Origin of the sequence: Faecalibacterium langellae, assembly GCF_002549775.1 — a bacterium.
GTDB lineage: Bacteria > Bacillota > Clostridia > Oscillospirales > Ruminococcaceae > Faecalibacterium > Faecalibacterium langellae.
The window spans coordinates 1-22318 of record NZ_NMTR01000014.1 but is presented as its reverse complement, the minus strand read 5'-3'; the positions used below and the strand labels follow the sequence as shown (position 1 = coordinate 22318).

Sequence of the window (22318 nt, the reverse complement as noted above, 5' to 3'; positions counted from 1 at the left end):
CTCCTCCCTTAGTTGTTCTCTGCGAACGGAGCGCCCAGAGCCTTCAGCAGCTCCTTGCCCTCCTCGTCAGTCTTGGCAGTGGTGACAAAGCAGACATCCATGCCGCGGACTGCATCGACCTTCTCGAAGTCGATCTCGGGGAAGATGATCTGCTCCTTGATGCCGCATGCGAAGTTGCCGCGGCCGTCAAAACCGTTGCCGTTGATGCCGCGGAAGTCGCGGACACGGGGCAGTGCGATGTTGAAGAAGCGATCGACGAACTCATACATACGCTCACCGCGCAGGGTGACCTTGCAGCCGATGGGAGTGCCCTGGCGCAGCTTGAAGTTAGCAACGCTCTTTTTAGCACGGCAGACGACTGCCTTCTGGCCAGTGATCTGGCCCAGATCCTTCATGACAGCTTCCAGGATCTTCTCGTTGTCCTTGGCTTCGCCGCAGGCAACGTTGATGACGACCTTGTCCAGCTTGGGGATCTGCATAACGCTCTTGTAACCGAACTTGGAGTTCAGAGCAGGAGCAATTTCATTGACATACTGTTCTTTCAAACGAGCCATTGTTCCTTACTCCTTTCTTACAGCTCAGCGCCGCACTTCTTGCAGACGCGAACCATCTTGCCGTCCTTCTCGACATGGCCCACACGCACGGCCTTGCCGCACTTGGGGCAGATGGGCATGACCTTGGATGCGTACATAGCACCCTCAGCCTTGACGATGCCGCCCTGCTCGCCCTGACGACGAGGCTTGACGTGCTTGGTAACCATGTTCTGGCCCTCAACGATGACCTTGTTCTCAGAGGGGCTGACCTGCAGGACCTTACCAGTGTGGCCCTTGTCCTTGCCGCTGATGATCATAACGTTGTCGCCGGTTTTAACATGAAGATTATTCATTTTTAAAACCTCCTTACAGCGATTCCGGAGCCAGGCTCAGGATCTTGGTGTAGCCGGCATCGCGCAGCTCGCGAGCGACGGGTCCAAAGATACGGGTACCCTTGGGGCTCTTGTCGGCCATGACGATAACGGCGGCGTTCTCATCGAAACGGATGTAGGAGCCGTCGTCGCGGCGGACGCCATGCTTGCTGCGCACGATGACAGCCTTGACGACGTCGCCCTTCTTAACGGAGCCGCCGGGAGCTGCCTTCTTGACAGAGCAGACCACGACGTCACCAATGTTTGCGTATCTCTTGCGGGTGCCGCCCAGCACGCGGAAGCACATCAGCTCCTTGGCACCGGTGTTGTCGGCAACTTTGAGATAAGTTTGCATCTGAACCATATCAGATATCTCCTTTCAAACTGTTCAAAGCAGCGGGCAAATTACTTTGCCTTCTCAACGATACGGACCAGGCGCCAGCGCACATCCTTGGACAGGGGGCGGCACTCCATGATCTCAACACGGTCACCGATGCCGCACTCGTTCTTCTCATCACGAGCCTTGAACTTGGCGGTACGCTTCAGGATCTTCTTGTACAGGGGGTGCTGCACGCTATCCTTAACGGCAACCACGATGGTCTTATCCATCTTGTCGGACACGACGACGCCGACGCGGGTCTTTCTCAGATTACGTTCTTCCATCGTTTAACCTCCTTACTGCTTCTCAGCCAGAACGGTCATCACGCGGGCGATGTCCTTCTTGACTGCTTCGATGCGGCCGGGGTTCTCCAGCTGGTTGATGGCATGCTGGAAGCGCAGGTTAAACAGCTCGGCCTTCAGGTCTGCCAGCTTGCTGGTCAGCTCTGCGGTCTGCATTTCGCGGAGTTCATTAGCCTTCATTGGTGCCATCCTCCTTCACGGAGTCCTCACGGACTGCAAATTTGCACTTGATGGGCAGCTTGTGCATAGCCAGGCGCAGTGCCTCACGAGCAGTTGCCTCATCGACATCTGCCAGCTCGAACAGAACGCGGCCCGGCTTCACGACTGCGACCCAGTATTCGGGAGAGCCTTTACCGGAACCCATGCGGGTCTCAGCGGGCTTTTCAGTCACGGGCTTATCGGGGAAGATCTTGATCCAGACCTTGCCGCCGCGCTTGATGTAACGAGTCATCGCAACACGGGCAGCCTCGATCTGAGTAGAGGAGATCCATGCCGGCTCCAGAGCAACAAGGCCGTACTGGCCCTGGCACACCACGTTGCCGCGGGTAGCCTTGCCGGTCATGCGGCCGCGCTGGACGCGGCGGTACTTAACACGCTTAGGCAGTAACATTACTTGTTGCCTCCTTCCTTCTTCTGAGCGGTCTTAGCGCTCTTGAGGACTTCGCCCTTGTAGACCCACACCTTAACGCCGATGCGGCCGTAGGTGGTAGCAGCCTCTGCAAAGCCGTAGTCAATGTCAGCACGCAGGGTCTGCAGGGGGATGGTGCCCTCGTGATAGCTCTCGGTACGAGCGATATCAGCACCGCCCAGACGGCCGGAGCACATTGCCTTGATGCCCTTTGCGGGAACGGTTGCGCGATCGCGGGGGCTCATAGCATTGCGCATGCACTGCTTCATGGCACGGCGGAAGGTCACGCGGTTCTCCAGCTGACGAGCGATGTCTTCAGCAACCAGCTGAGCGTTGGTAGCAGCGCTCTTGACCTCGATGACGTTGACGATCACAGTCTTGCCATACTCTTTGGTCAGCTTGTTCTGCAGAGCAACACGCTCCTCGCCGCCCTTGCCGATGACCATGCCGGGCTTAGCGCAGTAGATGTTGACAGTCACGCGAGGAGCGGAAGTGGACGGGTCCACAGTACGCTCGATCTCGATCTTGGGCACACCAGCGTCCTTCAGCTGAGCCTTCAGCTCAGTGCGGATCTTGTGGTCCTCGACGAGGTTATCGCTGAAATCCTTCTTGGAGGCAAACCAGCGGCTGTCCCAGTCTTTAATAACGCCGACACGAATGCCGTGCGGATTTACTTTCTGGCCCATTGTTTTCCCTCCTTACTCTTTCTCTTTCAGAACAACGGTCATGTGGCTGGTGCGCTTCAGGATGCGGTAGCCGCGGCCCTGTGCACGAGGCATCATGCGCTTCAGCGTCGGGCCGGGGCAGACGTAGCACTCGGCGACGTAGAGGTTGTTCTTGTCCATATTGAAGTTGTTTTCCGCATTAGCGGCTGCAGACTTCACCAGCTTCAGAAGGGGCTCACAAGCTGCCTTCGGGGTGTACTGCAGGATTGCCAGCGCTTCGTCCAGGGGCTTGTTACGGATCAGGTCCATAACGATAGACACCTTGCGAGGACTAATGCGGGCATAACGAAGAATTGCCCGAGCTTCCATGTTGTGTTCCTCCCTCTATTACTTAGAATTACCAGTGTGGCCCTTGAAGGTACGGGTGGGAACGAACTCACCCAGCTTGTGGCCAACCATGTCCTCAGTCACATACACAGGCACATGCTTGCGGCCGTCGTGGACGGCAAAGGTGTGACCAACGAATTCGGGGAAGATCGTGGAGGCGCGGCTCCAGGTCTTGATGACCTGCTTCTTGCCGGAAGCGTTCATCGCTTCAACGTGCTTCATAAGAGCAGCCTGGACGAAAGGTCCTTTTTTAATGCTTCTACCCATTGTCTTAAACTCCTCTCTTACTTACCTGCACGCTTCACGATCAGCTTATCGGAGCGCTTATGATGCTTGCGAGTCTTGAGACCCAGAGCGGGCTTGCCCCAGGGAGTCATAGGACCGGAGTGACCAACAGGTGCGCGGCCCTCGCCACCACCGTGGGGATGGTCGCAGGGGTTCATGACGGTACCACGGCTGCCGGGACGCACGCCCATGTGGCGCTTGCGGCCAGCCTTGCCCAGGTTGACGTTCTCGTGGTCGATGTTGGAAACCTGACCGATGACTGCGGTGCAGTTCACGGGCACGTTGCGCATCTCACCGGAGGGCAGACGAACCAGAGCGTAGCCATTCTCCTTAGCCATCAGCTGAGCCATGTTGCCAGCGGAACGAACCAGCTGGGCGCCGCGGCCGGGATACAGCTCGATGTTGTGGATGATGGTACCGACGGGGATGTTCTCGAAGGGCAGGCAGTTGCCGGGCTTGATGTCGGCAGTCTTGCTGCTCAGGACCACATCGCCCACCTTCAGGCCATCGGGAGCAATGATGTAGCTCTTGACGCCATCGGTGTACTCGACCAGAGCGATGAATGCGCTGCGGTTCGGATCGTACTCGAGAGTCTTGACGGTAGCGGGGATATCGGTCTTCTGACGCTTGAAGTCGATGACACGATACTTGGTGCGGTTGCCGCCGCCCTGGTGGCGGACGGTGATACGACCGGTGTTGTTGCGGCCGCTGTGCTTCTTCATGGGCTCCAGCAGGCTGCGCTCAGGAGCGACCTTGGACAGGACGCTGTAATCCGTGACGGTCATGCCGCGGCGGCCCGGAGTAGTGGGGCCATACTTCTTGATAGCCATTGTGCTATTCTCCTTTGTTTATCTTATGAATTATTATCGGGGTCATATCCCCATAGAGGAACCCTCGGTGGGTTCGATCAGACCATGCTGTTGAAGAACTCGATCTCCTTGGAGTCCTTGGTCAGGGTCACGATTGCCTTCTTGGATGCAGCGGTGTAACCAGCGTGCATGCCCTGGCGGCGGAAACGGCCGCGCACGGAAACGGTGTTGACCTTAGCGACCTTAGCGCCGGGGAACAGGACCTCAACGGCCTGAGCGATCTCGACCTTGGTTGCATCGGTAGCGACCTTGAAGGTGTACTTCTTATCAGCGATGCCAGCCATGGAGTTCTCGGTAATGACCGGCTTCAGGATGATATCATGTGCGGTTTTCATTAGCCAAGCACCTCCTCGAGCTTCTTAGCTGCGTCGACGCTGATGATCAGCTTGTCGGCGTTCAGCACATCGTAGGTGTTCACGCTGCCTGCGAAGGTGGTCTTCACGCCAGCGATGTTGCCAGCGCTCTTGACGAACTTTGCATCGACAGTCTCATTGACCAGCAGGTTCTTCTTGCCGGCGCCAACAGCGTTCAGCATTGCAACCACAGTCTTGGTCTTGTACTCGTCGCAGGCGAACTTGTCAACAACGACCATGTTGCCATTGGCAGCCTTGTCGGACAGCACGCTCAGCAGAGCCAGGCGCTTGACCTTGTTGTTGATGTGGTAGTTGTAGCTGCGGGGCTTGGGGCCCAGAGCGACGCCGCCGTGAGTCCACTGCGGTGCACGGATGGAGCCCTGACGAGCGTGGCCGGTGCCCTTCTGACGCCAGGGCTTCTTGCCGCCGCCGGAAACTTCCATGCGGATCTTGGTGTTCTGGGTGCCCTGACGCTGGTTGGCCAGGAAGTTCACCACAGCAATGTGGACAGCCTTCTCGTTCGGGGTGATACCGAACACGGCGTCGGAAAGCTCGATCTCGCTAACATGCTGACCGTTCATATCGACTACGTTAAACTTTGCCATTGTCGCTTTCCTCCTTACGCCTTCACGCTGTTGGCCAGAGTGACGATGGTGCCCTTGGAGCCGGGAACCGCACCCTTCACAGCGATCAGATTGTTCTCGGTGTCAACCTTGACAACCGTCAGGTTCTGCACGGTGACGCGCACAAAGCCCATGTGGCCGGGCAGGCGCTTGCCGGGGAACACGCGAGCAGGGGTAGAAGTAGAACCGTTAGAACCTGCATGACGTGCCACCGGGCCGGTGCCGTGGCTCTCACGCAGACGGTGCTGACCGTAGCGCTTGATAACGCCCTGGTAGCCCTTGCCCTTGGAAACGCCCACAACGTCGACCTTGTCGCCGGCTGCGAAGACATCAGCCTTCAGCACGTCGCCAACGTTCATTGCGGAAACATCTTCCAGACGGAACTCGCGCAGGGTCTTCTTGGGGGCAACGTTTGCCTTCTTGAAGTGACCTGCAGCTGCCTTGTTGACCTTCTTGGCGGAAACCTCGCCGAAGCCCAGCTGAACAGCCTGGTAGCCATCGCTCTCGACGGTCTTCTTCTGCACGACGGTGCAGGGACCAGCCTCGATGACGGTGACGGGGATAACCTTGCCGTTCTCATCGAACAGCTGGGTCATACCGACTTTCTTGCCGATAATGCCTTTAACCATTTTCTTTTCCTCCTGTAAAGGTTATTGGTTGGCAGCGCACGTCACTGCCAACATGACCCCTCGGGAAACGAGGGCATCGAATTTGATCGAGTGTCTTTTACAGCTTGATCTCGATGTCCACGCCAGCGGGGAGCTGGAGGCTCATCAGAGCCTCGACCGTCTTGTTGGACGGCTTCAGAATGTCGATCAGACGCTTATGAGTGCGGCTCTCGAACTGCTCGCGGCTATCCTTGTACTTGTGGGTAGCGCGCAGAACGGTAACGATCTCACGATCGGTGGGCAGGGGGATGGGGCCGGACACGCGTGCACCGGTGTGCTTTGCGGTCTCCACGATCTTCTCTGCTGCGGCATCGATCAGCTGAGCATCATAGCTCTGCAGACGGATTCTGATTTTCTCTTTGACTGCCATTGCTTACGCCTCCTGAAAAAATTGATTTTGCCCTAGGCGAGCCGATAAATTGCTCTACACAGTTCCGGGTGTTCCTCGATTTGGCACTATAAAAACCGGTGAACCGCTTGGCAGTTCTCCCGGAAATCTATTAGCAAATCAAATCCGAACATTGGTTCCGCCCGTTTCGCAGAGGAGTAACTTCTCTGCCGAGGGAACGTATTCCATCGCTGTCAGTAATTCTTTCGCCCGGTTCTAAGATCGGACATACTCCGCGGAAATAACCCATCGCAGCTATCGCCGGATGACAACCTCCCGCATCTACGCATATCGCTGGCCTGCACGACTTGTATCGCACAAGCCTTTTGCAGCCGAGAGATATTCTATCACATCTTCGTGCATTTGGCAAGTGTTTTTCAGAAAAAAGAACGAATTTTCTTTTTTATTTTCTCTGTTTTGTCAAAGAGCGCATTTTCTGTGCAAGATGCACAATCCGCATCCATTTTGCGGGTGGAAAACTCCCCGCCCCGCGTTTGCTGGGATAGTATGGGCCGTTTTCTTGTGGATTATACCTATATATAAAGGGAAGCCCGCCGTTTCGGTGTAGGGAACGCATTCATGCGTTCCGCCTGCCGCCCGGCAGATGCTGTCTGCCTGCGGAACGGATAAATCCGTTTCCTACAGAAATATCTGCCGCATTCTATTGCTTTAACGGAACGTGTTCTCTCAACGCTGCCGCGCGATCGCTCCCGCAGGGAGCCAGCGCAGATCAGATGCCGTTTTCCGATACGACCCTTCCCGTGAAAACGCAAAGCGGCAAGGCCCGCAGGCTTTGCCGCTTTGCAAATATCAAAAATAATTATTCCGCTGTATATGGCCAAAGCGAACGCGTCGGCCATTTCAAATCGTCATTTTTTCTTCAGCTGTTCCGCCAGCCCGTCCCGGGGCGTAACATACACCGTGGTGTACACCTCGTACAGCACCATGCCGGGCTTTGCACCGTTGGCCTTCCAGATGTTCTTCACCTCAGTGGTGTCCACCGCGACTTTGGCACCGGCACCTGCCTTGTAGGCACTGGAATGGATGACTGCCAGCTCGGCGGCTTCCTGCTTCGTGGTGTCCGGGATATCCTCGCCCCGGCTCATGACCACGACGTGGCTGCCGGGTGCCTTCTGCACATGGAACCACAAGTCCTTGCCACGGGCGGTGTGCAGGGTGAGCTTGTCGTTCTGGGCGTTGTTGCGGCCCACCAGAATCTCAAAGCCATCGCTGGACACAAACCGCAGGAAATCTGCGGGCTTCTGCTTTTTATCCCGCTGCTTGTAATACTTCAGATAGCCCTGATTTTTCAACTCCATCCGGATCTCATTCAGGGCAGCTTCGCCGGAGGCCGTCTCCACCTCGTAGAGCACCGTTTCCAGATAGGCGATCTCTTTTTCGCCTTCGGCCAGCAGGTCCACCAGCATCCGGGCGGCGGTCTGCTTCTTCTTGTAGTTTTTGAAGAAGCTCTGGGCGTTCTGGCTGGGGGTGAACCGCAGGTCCAGCGGGATGGTCACCTCTTTGCCGTCGTCATACCAGTTCTGGACCGTGATGCTTTTCATGCCTTTTTCAGCCAGATAGAGGTTGGCCGAGAGCAGCTCGCCGTACAGACGCAGCTTTTCGCTCTTGCCGCTGGCGGCCAGTTCTTCTTTTCGGGCTGCCTGCTTGCGCACCGCGCGCTCGTACATGTTGTGCACGGCCTTGTGCAGTTCCTTGCTCTTGGTGCGCAGGCGCTCGGCGCGGTCCTTCTCGGCGTAGTAGCCTTCCAGCATGGCGTTGAAGGACGGCCATTCCTTAATAAGATACTTTTCGCCGTACTGCTGCGGGCGGAAGAAGGTGTACTCGATGGGCTTGCCTTCCGGGTCGGTGACGCTGCAGGGGCAGCCACCGTTGTCGTGTTCTTCCTTCAGCTCGTCGATGGAAGCCATCAGGCGGCGCTTCTGCTCCTCGGTCAGCTCGTTGGCGATCAGGTGTTCGCCGTCGAAGGCACGCCATGCCGCTTCCCGGCAGACCACCGGGCCCACACCGGCCACGGTCTTATTGAGGGCATCGGCCACCGGCAGGTCGCGCTGGCAGGCCGCCGCCACAATGGACGCGCTGCTCACCTGCAGGAAGTCCGGCCGGGCAGGTTTCGGCGGCGTGGTATAAGGCAGGCCCGGCAGCAGCTGCCGGATGTCGCTGTCCTCAAAATCCACCCGCTTGAGGGCGTCGATAATTTTGCCATTCTGCACCAGAACCAGATTGGAGTAGCGGCCCATCAGTTCGGCGCACAGGGTGTTGCGCACAAGGTCGCCCATCTCGTTGGTGCACTGGAAGTCGAAGTACACGATACGGTCCCCCGGCTCCATGCGCACGTCCAGCAGCTTGCCGCCGGTGAGATGCTTGCGCATCAGCATACAGAAGGAGGGCGGCGTCTCCGGGTTTTCAAAGGTCTCTTCGGTCAGGCAGACCCGGGCGGAACCGCTGCGGGCCGACAGCAGCAGCGCGTAGGTGTCCGTGCGGGTGCGCAGGGTAATGACCAGCTCATCGCGGGTCGGTTCAAACAGTTTTGCGATCTTGGCGTCGGCCAGAACGGTTTTCAGTTCCCGGGCCGTCAGTTCCAGTGTCGCGGCATCCAATGCCATAGTGGTTTACCTCGTTTAACGATTTTGAATGGCCGCCGCGTTCGCTTTGGCCATAATTAGCGGAATAATTATTTTTTATTTCGCGTTTGTCGCGGCCTGCGGGCCGCGACAAACGCCTTTTCACGGGAGGGGCCGCAGTGAAAGACGGCATCTTCCTTTATAAATAAGTATAAGGGTCCCGGTTCTCGGTGCTCACCAGCACATCCAGCTCCGGCAGGGCGGCGCGGAGCTTTACGGCCACGGCGGCAGCCACCGGGAACTCAGTCGCGTAGTGGCCCGCCGCAATGAGCGAAAGGCCCATGCGCTTCGCGTCGATGGCGTGGTGGTGGTTGGCTTCGCCGGTCAGCAGGCAGTCGGCCCCCATGGCGATGGCGTCTGCGAACAGACTGCCGCCCGCACCGCTGATGACGGCCAGCCGCTTGACCGGCTTACCGGCATCCGCAAACTTCACCTGCACCGCCGGGCCGTTCTCCGGCGCGTTGCAGCGCGCGGCAAGCTCTTTCTGGGCCTCGCGGGCCAGTTCCGGCACCGAGATGGGTTCGATCTCGCCCACCCGGCCGCAGCCCTCGGCGAATACTTCCATATCCTTCATGCCGAAGATGCCTGCCAGCACTTCGTTCACGCCGCCCTCAGCGGCATCCAGATTGGTATGCATACAAACGGCCGAAATGCCCGCCTGCACCAGCTGGAACGCCACATCCTGCGGGCCGATCTTTTTGAGCGGGTCAAAGATGACCGGGTGGTGGGACACAATGACCTCGCACTGCCTGGACGCGGCTTCGGCCACCACTTCCGGGGTGATGTCCAGCGCCACCAGCACGCGGTGCACCGGCCCGCCGCAGTCCACCAGCAGCCCGGGATTATCCCAGTGTTCTGCCAGCTCCAGCGGCGCAATGTGCTGCATGGCTTCGTATACCTGCTGTACCGTTGTCATTGCTCTGTTCCCTCTTTCAAAATCGCGTCGATCTCCTGTGCCAGCGCACTGCCGTCCGGCACACCGAGACGCATCCGGGGCAGCTTTGCCTTCTGCCATTCTGCATAGCCTGCGCCCTCAGGCCATTCCCCTGTCCCACCGAACAGGCATTCGGCGAAGGTCGGTTCATGGGTCTCACCGGTATATTCTGCAGCCATCACGGCGTACCAGCGGCCCGCCGCCTGCACCGGGCGGTCGGCGATAAAGGCAAAGCCGTGCTCCCACAGCCAGCGGCGCAGCGCGTCGTGGCGGGTGGCCGGGATCATGATGATGCGCGGGCCGCCTTTGCGGAACACCCACGGGGCCTTCTCCAAGATCTCCCAGGTGGTCTGGGCCGAGACACCCGCCAGCACGATGCTGCCCACTTCGTTCTCTGTAAGCACAGAAAGACCGTCGCCGAGCCGAAGCTCAGCGCGGTCTTCACAGCCTGCATGTTCCAGCGTCTGCTTTGCTTTGGCCAGCGGGCCGGGTCGCAGGTCGGCACCGATCACCTTCGGGTATTTGCCCGAAGCCGCCAGCACTGCCGTCAGCTTGCCGTGATCGCAGCCGATATCCGCCACCGGTTCCCCGGGGCGCACCAGCGCTGCGGCAGCCGCGAGACGCGCATCCAATGTGGGCAGCACTTATACCTTCTTTGCAGCCAGGTGCTCGTTCAGCTTCTCGATCAGTTCATCGCAGTCCACGCCGTGCACAGCGCAGGCTTTCTCGATGCTCTCACCGCGGGATGCCGGGCAGCCCAGGCAGTGCATGCCGATCTCCATGAAGTAGGGCGCAGTGGTCTGGTCCATGTCCAGGATATCGCCGATGATGGTATCGCGGGTCACCTGCTTTGCTTCCTTGTGGTCTTCCTTCTTGAGCATATTGAAAATATCAAACATGATGTGTTTCCTTTCTGTATGGGACGTTCACGGCAAAACCTACCGTTCCTCTATAATATACCCCAACTGGGCACTGCTTTGCAAGTATCTGCCGGGATTTTCAGGGATTCTGATAATCCTTTTCCAGCGAGAACCCGCGGCCGCTCACCTCGGTGACATGGCTCACGATCATGAAGCAGGCCGGGTCGATGGCGTGGGCCAGCTTTTCCAGCTTGGGCAGCTGGCGGTTGGAGATGATGCTCAGCAGCACCTGCTCCGGGTCATGGCGGAAGCCTCCCTCGCCGTGCAGCACGGTCACGCCGCGGTCCAGCTGGGAGAGGATGGCCTCGCGAATTTCGTCGGAGTATTTGCTGATGATCTTCACCTCGGTACGGGTGGTGCCGAAGATGAGCACCTTATCCAGTACGATGGTATACACGATGACCAGCACGATGCCGTACAGGCACTGCTGCAGCGGGCTGAAGGCCGCCTGCAGGCAGAGGATGAGCAGGTCGAACACCAGCATACTGGCCGACACCGGAATGTGGAAATATTTGTTCAGCACCAGCGGCGGGATATCCATGCCGCCGGTAGAAGCGCCTGCACGGATGGTGATGCCCAGCGAGATGCCCACACCAAAGCCCGCGAAGATGGTGTTGAGCACCAGATCATCCGTCAGCACAAAGCCCGCAAACACCCGCTCCCACAGGGCCAGGAACATGGGGCTCAGAATGGTGCTGGCAACGGTGGTGACCGCAAAGCGGCGGCCCAGCACGATCCAGCCCAGCACCAGCATGGTGATGTTGATCACGAACAGCACACCGGACACCGGCAGGCCCACGGCCTTGTTCACGGCCAGTGCAATACCGGTGGCACCGCCGGTGATCAGCCCCGAAGGCACAAGGAACAGCACCACCGTCAGCGCATAGAGCGCGTTGCCCAGAATGATGGACAGCGAATTGAACGCGATCTGCTGCTTGTATGAAAGGTTTATCATCTTTTCTCTCCCATTCCTGAATTTCTTTCTTCTATGATAGCGAAAAAATCCGCGTTTATCAAGACCTTCGCCCTGCAAACGCGGAATATTTTTGCGCAATTTTACATTCTGTTGTTTACTGTGCTGAAGTCTCGGCCACCGGTTCTTCGTCTTCCAGCAGCCGCAGACCGGCGGTATCCGTCACCGGCAGTGAGAACACGATGGCCCCCGCCTTTTTGTCGGCCCCGTCCATGATGGCTTTCATGATGCGGTTCTTCTCCGGTGTGCGGGCCACGATGAGCACCAGCTCCTTTTCGTTCACCAGCTCCACGCCCAGAAACTTTGCCGCGCCCTCCATGCCGGTGCCTTTGGCGTGGAGCACCGTGCCGCCACCGGCCCCGGCCGCCCGGGCGGCGTCCATGATGGTGCCGGTGTAGCCCTGATTCGCAATGACCAGCAGCAGCTCGTAACGGGTATCCTTCAAGGTGCTCTCCTCCTTCCAGTTTAGGGTCTGGTGTTCGGTGAGGAACATCAGTGCCCGCTTGCCGCCGATGCTGCTCAGCGGCACGGTGAACGCGATGCCGGTGCCCGGCACGTCGATGCGCAGCTTCCGGCGAAGGTCCCGCCGGGCTGCCTGCCAGGTCTCCTCGGTGACCACAGCCATCAGCACCGCCTTTTCGGTGCGCTCCAATCCGAGGGTGGACAGGGTCTCCTGCACCGCCGTGCCGCTGCCCACCGTGCGCAGGCTGACGTCCACACCGTGGCTCTCGTACAGCTGCAGAAAGGCGTCGGTGGAACGGCGGTCGGTGATGGTGACCATGAAAAACAAACTGCTCACAACGCGCCCTCCTTACAGTTCAATGATGGCGTCATCCGGCCAGTCGGCAAAGGCTGCCGCGCCCACAGCGGCTGGCTGGGCCGGGCGGGCTTTGCGGGTCCTGAGCTGGGCGGCAAGGCCCATCAGCTGCACCGTGATGAGCGGCGTCATGGCCACCATGGCCACCACGCCGAAAGCGTCGGTGACGATATTGCCGCCCACCGCTGCGCAGGCGCCCTGCGCCAGCGGCAGCAGAAAGGTAGCCGTCATAGGGCCGGAGGCCACGCCGCCCGCGTCAAAGGCGATGGCGGTGAACAGCTTGGGCACCACGAAGGCGATGCCGATGGCCACCGCATAGCCCGGAATGAGGAACCACAGGATGGAAATGCCGGTGAGCACCCGCACCATGGCAAGGCCCACCGAGATGGACACGCCTGCCGAGAGGGCCGTACCCATGGCCCTGGCCGAGATGGCACCATCCGTCACTTCTTCCACCTGCTTGTTCAGCACATAGACGGCGGGTTCGGCCTTGACGATGAAGTAGCCGATGAGCATCCCGATGGGGATGATGATCCACCGGAAACTCTGCCCGGCCAGCACCTGCCCCAGATAATTACCAGCCGGCATAAAGCCCACGTTTGCGCCGGTGAGGAACAGCACCAACCCCACATAAGTATAGGCCAGACCCACCGCGATGCGGCTGAGGGTGCGCCTGTCCAGATGCAGGGCCGCAGCCTGAAATACGCCGAACATGACGATGATGGGCAGCAGCGAACCGGCGATCTCTTTCAGATACGTCGGCAGGCTGACATGGAACAGCTGCCACAGCTCCACCGAGTCGCTCACCTCCGGCAGGACCGGCGGGATGTAGGTGCTGTCCGACGCGCGGAACACGATGCCCAGAAGGAGCACCGCCAGAATGGGCCCGACGGAACACATGGCCACCAGACCAAAGCTGTCGTCGGCCGCGTGGCGGTCGCCGCGGATGGCCGAGACGCCCACGCCCAGCGCCATGATGAAGGGCACCGTCATGGGGCCGGTGGTCACGCCGCCGGAGTCAAACGCCACAGCGAGGAACTCTTTGGGCACAAAGGCCGCCAGCACAAAGATGATACCATAGAACAGCACCAGCAGCTTCGGCAGCGCAATGCCGAGTAGCATGCGCAGGAAGGCGAACACCAGAAACAGGCCCACGCCCGCCGCCACCGACAAAATGAGGGTGCGGTTCGGGATGGAGGGCACCTGATTGGCCAGCACCTGTAAATCCGGCTCCGAAATGGTGATGAGGAACCCCAGCAGAAAGCCGATGCCCAGCACCACCGGCAGGCGGCGGCTTTTGGTGATGACCGCGCCGACCCGCTCGCCCATGGGGGTCATGCTCATCTCCGCGCCCAGTGTGAAGAACATGATGCCCACCACGATCATCGCTGCGCCCAGCAGAAAGCACAGCAGGATGCTGGGCGACACCGGCGCGATGGTAAAGCAGAGCACCAGCACGATGGCTGCAATGGGCAGCACCGCCTGCAGTGCTTCCAGCAATTTTTCCCGCAGTTTGGGGAGAGAGGCTTTTAGGATAGCGTCCACCGCCCTTCTTGTATCCGCTCCGTACAGTTTCATTCAAACTATATAAATAGTATACAAATCAAATGCCGCCCCGTCAACAAACAGAGCGGCAAAGATACAGTTAATTTACAATTCCTGCTGGGCCAGCACGTCCGAGGTGGGCGTCTGGAACACCGGGATATCGGCATAGGGGTCGGTGGTGTCGTCGGCAGGCAGAGCCTTCATGTAGGCGTCCATGCTCTCGGCCACCTTCTTGGCCACGGCCACGGCTTCCACCACCGTGCGGGCACCCATGACGGCATCGCCGCCCGCAAACACGCCCGCGCGGGTGGTGCTGCCGTCCTCGCTGACGGTCAGCAGGCCCTTCTGGTTGGTCTCGATGCCGGTGGTGGTCTTGACGAGGTTGCTCTCGGAGCCCTGGCTCACCGAGACGATGACGCCGGTGTGAGGGTAGAAGGTCTCGCTGCCCTCCACCTGGGTGAACTTGCCGTCCTCGCCCTTGACGGTGTCGCGGCAGATGAGGCCGTTCTCGCGGATCTCCACGGGAGCCTTGCAGAAGCGGAAGCCCACACCCTCCAGCTTTGCATAGCTCACCTCGTACTCGGAAGCGCTGATGCAGCTCTCGTCGCGGCGGGCGTAGCAGGTGACGTGGCGGGCACCGTTGCGGATGGCGGTGCGGGCGCAGTCCATGGCAGAGTTGCCCACGCCGATGACTGCGATGTCGTCGCCCAGACGGAAGGCCTTGGAGTTGGCCAGATAGTCGATGCCGAAGGCCACGTTGCCCAAGGTCTCGCCCTTGATGTGCATGGCGTTGGCCTTCCACAGGCCGGCACCGATGAACACGCTCTTGTAGCCGTCGCGGAACAGGTCGTCGATGGTGATGGTCTTGCCGATGGTGGTGTTGGGCCGCACCTTGATGCCCTTCAGTTCCAGGTGGCGGTACTGGAAGTCGTCCAGCACGCTGTCCGGCAGGCGGTAGTTGGGGATGCCGTAGCGCATGACGCCGCCGATCTTATCCCGGGCGTCGAAGATGGTCACATCGTAGCCCCAGCGCGCCAGCAGCACCGCAATGGTCAGGCCCGCCGGGCCGGAGCCCACCACAGCCGCCTTCATGCCGTTCTTCGGGGCAGGGCCTGCGGTCATCTTGTTGGCGTAGGTGGTAGAGATATAATCCTCGATGATGGAGAAGTGCACCGGGTCGTGGCTGGGCATCCGGTTGCGCACGCAGTGACCCTCACACTGGTTCTCGTGGTTGCACACCAGCGCGCAGACAGTGGTCATGGGGTTATTCTCGAACAGCATTTTACCGGCTTCGTCCATCTGGTTTGCCTTCAGCAGACGGATGACCTCCGGGATATTGGTGTGGATGGGGCAGCCCTGCTGGCACAGGGGCTTTTTGCAGCCCAGGCAGCGGTTGGCTTCGTCCAGAACGTGAAGTGCCATGATTTCCTCCTTATCGCGTGCGGGTCTCTGATTCCATTCTTGTTTGTTGTATCCAACATTGCATTGCTCTAATCATACACCACATTCCGCCCAGATACAAGGGGTTCTGCATAAAATTTTTTCGATTATTTTTTGTCAATTCGTCAAAAAGATAATTTTTTGACGATACACGCCGCCCATGGGCCCGGGCACTTTGCGGCACAGAGCACCAAAGTCGCTGGCCTTTGCCTGCGCGGCTGCAATGCAGGCGCATTCCGGGCCTTCTTGTTCCAGCCTTGCCAGCGAATGCGAGAGCGGCAAAGCTGTGTGCTTCAACAGCGGCAGAGCCTCCCGCCGGGCACCCAGCAGGTGCAGGTAAGGCGGCAGGGCGGGCAGGGCGGCGGTATAGCCCAGCGCGGCATCCATGGCAAGGCGGCGCATCCGGGCCCGGGGATAGCGCACGGTGGTCAGTTCATCCAGCAGAGCGGGCAGGGTGGTGTACTGCCGCACCGCGTTTTCCAGCCGGTGGTCCAGCCCTTCGGAGACACCGCGCACCGCCGCAAAGGGGTTCGGCTGGGCGCAGGCGGCCCGCAGCAGGGCCAGCTGGCATCGGCCTGCGGCGGCAAAATCCGTATACATTCCGTCAACTTCCGCCTTTTTATACAATTCCAGCGCTTTTTCCGGCACATAAGGAGCCAGAGCATCCGCCCCCTGCTCTGCCCAGAGAGTGCGCAGAGCGCTGGCGCTGGCAAATTGGGCGTGGCCGCTTTCGGCAAGGGCCTGGCCATGGCCCGCCCCCACGCGCGGCAGCGGCACCGGGGTCATATTCGTGCCCTGCTCAAGGATGGCCCTGCAGTATTCCACGGCAAGGTTGTTGTTGGGCTTGTCCAGCAAAGCGGCCAGCGCGGTGCCCGGGCAGAGAGCTTCCACCGCTGCCTGCCGGGCCGCCGCAAAGCTGCGGGCCCCAGCGGCAAGCTGGTGCTTGAGCTCGGCGCGGTAGGCTTCGCTGTTCAGCACCCGGGCGGCTTCCATCAAGAGGTCTGTGTCCGGCGTCTCGGCCCCGAACACCAGCGCGTCGCACCCGGCAGCGGCCAGGATGCGTACCCCCGCCCGGGCAAAAGCTTCGGCCCCTGCGCAGGCAAAGGGTGCGGGCAGGGCGAACACAAAATCGGCCCCGCATTGCAGCGCCGCCTGCACCCGCACGGCATCCGGCAGCAGCGGCAAGGCCCCGCGCTGGGTCAGCCCGCAACTCATGGCCACCGCCACATGCTCTGCCCCCAGCGCCTTTGCCTGCGCCAGCTGCCAGGCGTGGCCGTTGTGGAAGGGGTCGTATTCGGCGATGATGCCCGCAAACTTCATGAGAGTGCTCCTTTTGCCAAAAGATTGTTAAAATTATATCGTATATACAGAAAACTGCCCGGGTTTTGCGCATTTGTGGGCAGGATGTACAAAAACCTTGTACACAAGTTTTACCGCTTTGCCCGGGTTGCGGCTTGAAAAGCCGTCCACCCTATTATATAATAAACACAGGAATCTGTAAAATTCTGTCCGCGTTTTCAAACGGGGCAGACCAAAAACATACAGGAGGCAACACAGATGAAAGTTCTGGTTATTAACTGCGGTTCTTCTTCCCTGAAGTATCAGCTGATCGATATGGACGGCGAGAAGGTGCTGTGCAAGGGCCTGTGCGAGCGCATCGGCATGGAGAGCAGCATGATCACCCACGAGGCCAACGGCCACAAGGCCACCACCCCGGCCATCTTCCCCACCCACACCGAGGCATTTGCTGAGGTCGTGAAGAAGATGACCACCGGCGAAGGCAAGTGCATCAACGATGTGAGCGAGATCGACGCCATCGGCCACCGCGTCGTGCACGGCGGCGAGAAGTTCAAGGAAAGCTGCCTGATCACCGACGAGGTCATCGAGACCATCCGCGAGCTGAGCCCTCTGGCTCCCCTGCACAACCCCGCCGGCATTCTGGGCATCGAGGCCGCACGCAAGGTGTTCGGCAACATCCCCATGGTGGCTGTGTTCGACACCGCTTTCCACAGCACCATGCCTCCGAAGGCTTATATGTACGCCATTCCGTATGAGTACTACGAGAAGTACGGCGTGCGCCGCTACGGCTTCCACGGCACCAGCCACAAGTACGTTGCCCACAAGGCTGCCGAGTATCTGGAAGAGCCCATTGAGCGCCTGAAGCTGATCACCTGCCATCTGGGCAACGGTTCCTCCATTGCCGCTGTGGATCAGGGCAAGGTCGTTGATACCTCCATGGGCATGACCCCGCTGGCCGGCCTGATGATGGGCACCCGCTGCGGCGACCTGGACCCCTCTGTGGTCAACTACCTGAAGTACACCTTGAACATCACCGGCCACGAGCTGGACGAGATCCTGAACAAGAAGTCCGGCCTGCTGGGCATCTCCGGTGTTTCCAGCGACAAGCGTGACGTGGAGGAGGCAGCTGCCGCCGGCAACAAGCGCGCACAGCTGGCTTCCGACATGCTGAACTACCAGATCAAGAAGACCGTTGGCGCTTACATCGCTGCCATGGGCGGCGTGGATGCCATCGTCTTCACCGGCGGCATCGGCGAGCACGATGCCATTGCCCGTGCAAAGGTCTGCCACCACATGGATTGGCTGGGCATCCGCATCGACACCGAGAAGAACAAGCACCCCGTGGGCGATGTGTGCGAGATCACTGCCTGGGGCGCAAAGGTGCGCACTCTGGTCATTGCTACCGACGAGGAGCTGATGATCGCCCGCGACACCAAGGAAGTCATCGAGAAGTAAGCAAAAGTTTTTTGTGAGGAGCTGCATTCCCCAACGGGAATGCAGCTCCTCTTTCTTTTTCTGCAGCGGTGAAACTGACCAAAGAAAGTCCCTCTTATTGTGTCATATCCACAAATAAAAGGCCGTCGGTTTGTTTTTTGGTTGACAAATTTTAAAATTAACGGTACAATAGGAAAGTCCTCAATCCGAGGGCATCCATTCATTCAAGCCCCTGGTAAGCTTACTGATCAGCGCGATGGTCCCAAAACCAAAGGTATGGTTACAATCCTTCCGTGGGCAAGAACTAACAAAGAGGAGATACTACTATGTTTGAAGACAAGACTTTAGTTTGCAAGGACTGCGGTAAGGAGTTTGTTTGGACTGCTGGTGAGCAGGAGTTCTACGCATCTCGCGGCTTCGAGAATCAGCCCCAGCGCTGCAAGCCCTGCCGTGACGCCCGCAAGAACGGCGTCCGTGGCGGCAACAACGGCGGTGAGCGTCAGATGTTCGATGCTGTCTGCGCAGCTTGCGGCAAGGCTTGCAAGGTTCCCTTCCAGCCCCGTGAGGACCGTCCGGTCTACTGCTCTGACTGCTTCGCTCGCATGAAGCAGAACTAAGCGCTGATTTTTATTTAAATCGGTAACAAAAGGCCCGCTGTCGAAAGGCAGCGGGCCTTTTTGTATTCAGAGCTTCTCCCGTCTGCTTACGCAGCCATGACAGAAGGAGTCTTTCACACCAGCGGCGCAATAAACTTGAGCAGGATGCCCGCCAGATGCAGCAGCTTTTTGCCCTGCCAGATACTTTCTCTCGTCTGCTCCACCCTGCGGCACCGGGTGAGTGTATCCTGAAAATCCGCTTCCATGTTGGCAATGCAGTCGGTGCCGCGCATCCAGACCGCGTTTTCAAAGTGATGGTACAGGCTGCGGTAGTCCAGATTGATGGTGCCCGCCACAGCTTCCACTCCGTCGGCGATCACGATCTTCGCATGGGTAAAGCCGGGCTGCCACTCGCTGATCTTCACACCCGAAGAAAGCAGCGCCTTGTAGTGGGTCTTGGCCAGTGCATAAACGAACCACTTATCCGGCTTGCCGGGCAGGATCAGGTGCACATCCACACCGCGCTCTGCCGCAAAGCGCAGGGCCGTTTCCAGCTCGCCGTCTAAAATCAGATACGGCGAGATGATGTGCACATACTTCCGGGCGCGGTTGAGCATATCCATGTACACCATTTCGCCCACCCGCTCACCGTCCAGCGGGCAGTCTCCGTAGGGCACCACAAAGCCCTTGGCGTTTGCTGCCGCCGGGATGGGATCGGACAGGAACTGCTCAAACTCCGGCTGGCACAGGATGCTCCACATCTGCAAAAACAGTGCCGTCATGGAGCGCACGCCTTCGCCTTCCAGCATCAGGGCCGAGTCCTTCCAGCGGCCATACTTTTCTATGTGGTTGATGTACTCATCTGCCAGATTCACGCCGCCGGTAAAGCCCACCTGGCCATCAATGACCAGAATTTTGCGGTGGTCGCGGTAGTTGTAGTGAGTGGAAACGAAGGGCGTGACCGGCGAGAACACCTTGCACTGGATGCCCAGCGCTTCCAGCCGGCTGGGGTAATCCCGCGGCAGGGTGGAAAACTCGCAGGTGCCGTCATACATCACACGCACATCCACCCCCTGCGCCGCCTTGCGGGCCAGCACTTCCAGAATGCGGCCCCACATCAGGCCTTCATCCACGATGAAATATTCCAGAAAGATGTACTTTTTTGCCGTTTCCAGCTGGCGCAGCATTTCATCGAACATAGCTTCGCCGCCGTTGAAGTAGGTGGCCACCGTGTCGGCATAGACCGGAAAGCCGCCGCCCTTGCCCCGCAGATACCGTGCCAGTGGCACCGCTTCGGGTGCCTGCTCCTGCAAAAGCTCCACGGTCTGCTCATTCTGCGGCAGCCGGGCGCCGGTCTGTCCCTCCAGATCCAGCAGGCGGTGCTTCAGGGCATTGTGGCCCACATCGCTTTTGGTGTACCAGAACAGCGGCACGCCCAGCACCGGCATCAGCGCTGTGACCACCAGCCATGTGATGCGCACGCTGTTATCCATGTCCTGATTGAGCAGATAGACCATCATTGCCGCTGTTACCAGCAGGGTGCCGCCAAAATAATGCGGCAGCAGCCCACCGAACCACTGCAGCAGGCTGAACAGCGCGAACGCCTGTAAAAGCAGCAGAACCAGCACCAGACCAAAACGGCTGAAAATAGCGTGTACCACGCCCTTCTGTCCCCGTTTGAGCAGGCGGATGCCGCCATCCTCAAACACCCGGACCTTGTCCTTCATATTTTGCTGAAATTGTTTTTTCTGCATGGCATTTTCCCTTATCTCGCACATTTGCAGCCCTGGGGCTGTAAAAATGTGTCGGTTTGTGTTATGATGTACAGGAACAAGCCCGCCCGGCGCTGTGTCCCGGACAGGCAGCTTTGCACCTATTATAATCCATTCCTGCCCTTTTTTCCACCCAAAGCGGCAGGATGATGCAGGAGGGACCCCTATGAATAATCTGATCATTGGCATTGCAGGCGGCTCCGGCAGCGGCAAGACCACCCTTGCTCTGCGGCTGAAGGAGCGTTTTGGCGAGGATGAAGTGCGCCTGATCTCCCACGACAGCTATTACAAGCGCCACGACGAGCTGCCCTTTGAGGAGCGCTGCAAGCTGAACTACGACCACCCGGATGCTTTTGACAACGCTTTGCTGATCTACCATCTGCAGGAGCTGAAGGCAGGCCGCGCCATCGACTGCCCGGTGTACGACTACTCCAACCACAACCGCAGCGACAAGGTACAGCACATCGAGCCCGCACCGGTGCTGATCGTGGAAGGCATCCTGCCCTTTGTGGAGCCGGAGCTGTGCGCCCTGTTCGACTATAAGATCTATGTGGACACCGACGCCGACGAGCGCATCCTGCGCCGTCTGGTGCGGGATGTGAAGGAGCGGGGCCGCAGTCTGGACAGCGTCATCAATCAGTACCTGACCACCGTCAAGCCCATGCACGAGGCTTTTGTGGAACCCAGCAAGCGCAACGCAGACATCATTGTACCCAACGGCGGCGAGAACAGCACCGCCGTGGAGATGCTGGCGCACCACATCCGCACCCTGATCGAGAAGGCAAACCGGGGATAAAACGATTTAGAATGGCTTCCGCTGCGCTCTAGCCATTTTCAGCGGAAAAATTATTTTAAATTTCGGGGTTCAGAAACGCCTGCGGGCGTTTCTGAACCCCATTTTCACGGATGGGGTCGTGAAGGAAAACGGCATTTGCAGCGCCTGCTTTCTGCGAAAGCGCGGCGCTGCGGGAAAGTTTTTGGTCAAACCGCAAAGCTTGCGGGCGTGCCCGCTCCCCCTCGGGGGAGCTGTCGCGCAGCGACTGAGGGGCTTTAAATGGAGAAGCGAAAAAAGCGTTAAAGCGATAGCGCCGACTGGCGCAGCGCTAGCTTTTTTGTGCTTCGACTTCTTCTTCAGGATTGTCAAGGGCGAGTAGCCCTTGGCCCGTTGCGGGGTGGGTGGAGTCCAGAGGTAGGGAGGGGGGACTCGGAACACCCCTTCCTGCCTCTGGCCCAGCGGAGCGTCCCTGCACGCTGACGGCAGGTAGTAACTTCTCCTGCGGAGCGCATTCCCAATCGTCTATCGCAGTCAAAACCACCGGCTGAGCCGGTGGCTTGAGTAAGCCCTAGAAGGGCATAATACTAGCAAAGCCCCTTAAGGGGCCCTTTTATTTACGCCTTAGTTTCCTTGCTACCCGTAAACGGGTCCACGAACTCCTTAAGGCTCAACTGATCGGCAATCTGGTCCTGTTGCAGTTGATTTTTAATGTACTCTTGG

At 59.0% G+C, this 22318-nt stretch carries 27 protein-coding genes and 1 pseudogene; 3 read left to right on the top strand and 25 right to left on the bottom strand.

Going from position 1 to position 22318, the window contains the following annotated elements; all coding sequences use genetic code 11:
• Positions 1 to 8: 8 nt before the first annotated feature.
• The 23 genes from rplE to CGS49_RS05265 all read right to left on the bottom strand — a co-directional run bounded on the left by rplE (position 9) and on the right by CGS49_RS05265 (position 17042).
• Positions 9 to 554: a 50S ribosomal protein L5 gene (rplE, locus tag CGS49_RS05375; RefSeq protein ID WP_005938011.1), complete on the bottom strand. Its 546-nt coding sequence runs from the start codon at positions 552 to 554 to the stop codon at positions 9 to 11.
• Positions 555 to 571: 17 nt separating this feature from the next.
• Positions 572 to 886: a 50S ribosomal protein L24 gene (gene rplX / locus CGS49_RS05370; protein WP_005934911.1), complete on the bottom strand. Its 315-nt coding sequence runs from the start codon at positions 884 to 886 to the stop codon at positions 572 to 574.
• 13 nt (positions 887 to 899) lie between these two features.
• Positions 900 to 1268 carry a 50S ribosomal protein L14 gene (rplN, locus tag CGS49_RS05365; RefSeq protein WP_005938014.1) on the bottom strand — a complete coding sequence of 123 codons (369 nt, stop codon included), beginning with the start codon at positions 1266 to 1268 and terminating at the stop codon, positions 900 to 902.
• Positions 1269 to 1309: 41 nt separating this feature from the next.
• Positions 1310 to 1567: a 30S ribosomal protein S17 gene (rpsQ, locus tag CGS49_RS05360; RefSeq protein ID WP_055190687.1), complete on the bottom strand. Its 258-nt coding sequence runs from the start codon at positions 1565 to 1567 to the stop codon at positions 1310 to 1312.
• 12 nt (positions 1568 to 1579) lie between these two features.
• Positions 1580 to 1765, bottom strand: a complete 186-nt coding sequence (rpmC, locus tag CGS49_RS05355) for a 50S ribosomal protein L29 (RefSeq protein ID WP_005921879.1) — start codon at positions 1763 to 1765, stop codon at positions 1580 to 1582.
• Positions 1755 to 2195 (bottom strand): 50S ribosomal protein L16, encoded by a 441-nt coding sequence (gene rplP, locus CGS49_RS05350; protein WP_005934913.1) that lies wholly within the window; start codon positions 2193 to 2195, stop codon positions 1755 to 1757. The genes rpmC and rplP overlap by 11 nt, the downstream gene beginning before the upstream one ends.
• Positions 2195 to 2899: a 30S ribosomal protein S3 gene (gene rpsC, locus CGS49_RS05345; RefSeq protein WP_005938023.1), complete on the bottom strand. Its 705-nt coding sequence runs from the start codon at positions 2897 to 2899 to the stop codon at positions 2195 to 2197. Before rpsC ends, rplP begins: the two co-directional genes overlap by 1 nt.
• A 12-nt stretch (positions 2900 to 2911) precedes the next feature.
• On the bottom strand, positions 2912 to 3247 hold the full coding sequence (gene rplV / locus CGS49_RS05340; protein WP_005921882.1) for a 50S ribosomal protein L22: 336 nt from the start codon (positions 3245 to 3247) through the stop codon (positions 2912 to 2914).
• A gap of 18 nt (positions 3248 to 3265) precedes the next feature.
• On the bottom strand, positions 3266 to 3532 hold the full coding sequence (rpsS, locus tag CGS49_RS05335; RefSeq protein WP_005921883.1) for a 30S ribosomal protein S19: 267 nt from the start codon (positions 3530 to 3532) through the stop codon (positions 3266 to 3268).
• A 17-nt stretch (positions 3533 to 3549) separates the two neighbouring features.
• Positions 3550 to 4380, bottom strand: a complete 831-nt coding sequence (gene rplB / locus CGS49_RS05330) for a 50S ribosomal protein L2 (RefSeq protein WP_097800870.1) — start codon at positions 4378 to 4380, stop codon at positions 3550 to 3552.
• A 77-nt stretch (positions 4381 to 4457) separates the two neighbouring features.
• A complete protein-coding gene (gene rplW, locus CGS49_RS05325; RefSeq protein ID WP_097800869.1) occupies positions 4458 to 4754 on the bottom strand; it encodes a 50S ribosomal protein L23 in 297 nt (98 codons plus the stop codon).
• A complete protein-coding gene (rplD, locus tag CGS49_RS05320) occupies positions 4754 to 5377 on the bottom strand; it encodes a 50S ribosomal protein L4 (RefSeq protein WP_005938033.1) in 624 nt (207 codons plus the stop codon). The genes rplW and rplD overlap by 1 nt, the downstream gene beginning before the upstream one ends.
• A gap of 14 nt (positions 5378 to 5391) precedes the next feature.
• Positions 5392 to 6024, bottom strand: coding sequence for a 50S ribosomal protein L3 (rplC, locus tag CGS49_RS05315; protein WP_097800868.1), 633 nt, complete (start codon positions 6022 to 6024; stop codon positions 5392 to 5394).
• 97 nt (positions 6025 to 6121) lie between these two features.
• Positions 6122 to 6433: a 30S ribosomal protein S10 gene (gene rpsJ, locus CGS49_RS05310; RefSeq protein ID WP_005934923.1), complete on the bottom strand. Its 312-nt coding sequence runs from the start codon at positions 6431 to 6433 to the stop codon at positions 6122 to 6124.
• A gap of 887 nt (positions 6434 to 7320) precedes the next feature.
• Positions 7321 to 9075 carry an Rqc2 family fibronectin-binding protein gene (locus CGS49_RS05305; protein WP_097800867.1) on the bottom strand — a complete coding sequence of 585 codons (1755 nt, stop codon included), beginning with the start codon at positions 9073 to 9075 and terminating at the stop codon, positions 7321 to 7323.
• 157 nt (positions 9076 to 9232) lie between these two features.
• Positions 9233 to 10009, bottom strand: a complete 777-nt coding sequence (locus tag CGS49_RS05300; protein WP_097800866.1) for a Nif3-like dinuclear metal center hexameric protein — start codon at positions 10007 to 10009, stop codon at positions 9233 to 9235.
• On the bottom strand, positions 10006 to 10659 hold the full coding sequence (locus tag CGS49_RS05295) for a class I SAM-dependent methyltransferase (RefSeq protein WP_242975382.1): 654 nt from the start codon (positions 10657 to 10659) through the stop codon (positions 10006 to 10008). Before CGS49_RS05295 ends, CGS49_RS05300 begins: the two co-directional genes overlap by 4 nt.
• A 12-nt stretch (positions 10660 to 10671) precedes the next feature.
• Positions 10672 to 10926: a DUF1858 domain-containing protein gene (locus CGS49_RS05290; RefSeq protein ID WP_097800864.1), complete on the bottom strand. Its 255-nt coding sequence runs from the start codon at positions 10924 to 10926 to the stop codon at positions 10672 to 10674.
• A gap of 100 nt (positions 10927 to 11026) precedes the next feature.
• Positions 11027 to 11902, bottom strand: a complete 876-nt coding sequence (locus CGS49_RS05285; protein WP_097800863.1) for a YitT family protein — start codon at positions 11900 to 11902, stop codon at positions 11027 to 11029.
• Positions 11903 to 12017: 115 nt separating this feature from the next.
• Positions 12018 to 12701 (bottom strand): P-II family nitrogen regulator, encoded by a 684-nt coding sequence (locus tag CGS49_RS05280; protein WP_179859040.1) that lies wholly within the window; start codon positions 12699 to 12701, stop codon positions 12018 to 12020.
• 30 nt (positions 12702 to 12731) lie between these two features.
• Positions 12732 to 14282, bottom strand: a complete 1551-nt coding sequence (locus tag CGS49_RS05275) for a DUF1538 domain-containing protein (protein ID WP_097800861.1) — start codon at positions 14280 to 14282, stop codon at positions 12732 to 12734.
• A gap of 105 nt (positions 14283 to 14387) precedes the next feature.
• Positions 14388 to 15704: an NAD(P)-dependent oxidoreductase gene (locus CGS49_RS05270; RefSeq protein ID WP_097800860.1), complete on the bottom strand. Its 1317-nt coding sequence runs from the start codon at positions 15702 to 15704 to the stop codon at positions 14388 to 14390.
• 135 nt (positions 15705 to 15839) lie between these two features.
• Entirely contained in the window at positions 15840 to 17042 is a 1203-nt protein-coding gene (locus tag CGS49_RS05265; RefSeq protein ID WP_097800859.1) for a nucleotidyltransferase family protein, read from the bottom strand.
• 237 nt (positions 17043 to 17279) lie between these two features.
• Between CGS49_RS05265 and CGS49_RS05260 the strand changes: the two genes are divergently transcribed.
• Positions 17280 to 18476, top strand: coding sequence for an acetate/propionate family kinase (locus tag CGS49_RS05260; protein WP_097774388.1), 1197 nt, complete (start codon positions 17280 to 17282; stop codon positions 18474 to 18476).
• 305 nt (positions 18477 to 18781) lie between these two features.
• On the top strand, positions 18782 to 19072 hold the full coding sequence (locus tag CGS49_RS05255; RefSeq protein ID WP_055190671.1) for a zinc-ribbon domain containing protein: 291 nt from the start codon (positions 18782 to 18784) through the stop codon (positions 19070 to 19072).
• A gap of 113 nt (positions 19073 to 19185) precedes the next feature.
• Here CGS49_RS05255 and CGS49_RS05250 read toward each other — a convergent pair whose 3' ends face one another.
• Entirely contained in the window at positions 19186 to 20778 is a 1593-nt protein-coding gene (locus CGS49_RS05250) for a phospholipase D-like domain-containing protein (RefSeq protein ID WP_242975380.1), read from the bottom strand.
• 211 nt (positions 20779 to 20989) lie between these two features.
• Between CGS49_RS05250 and udk the strand changes: the two genes are divergently transcribed.
• Complete coding sequence (udk, locus tag CGS49_RS05245; RefSeq protein WP_097800857.1) at positions 20990 to 21619, top strand: uridine kinase; 630 nt, start codon at positions 20990 to 20992, stop codon at positions 21617 to 21619.
• A gap of 593 nt (positions 21620 to 22212) precedes the next feature.
• Here the strand turns inward: udk and CGS49_RS14295 are convergent.
• Positions 22213 to 22318: pseudogene (locus CGS49_RS14295) on the bottom strand (IS200/IS605 family transposase); the annotation flags it as partial.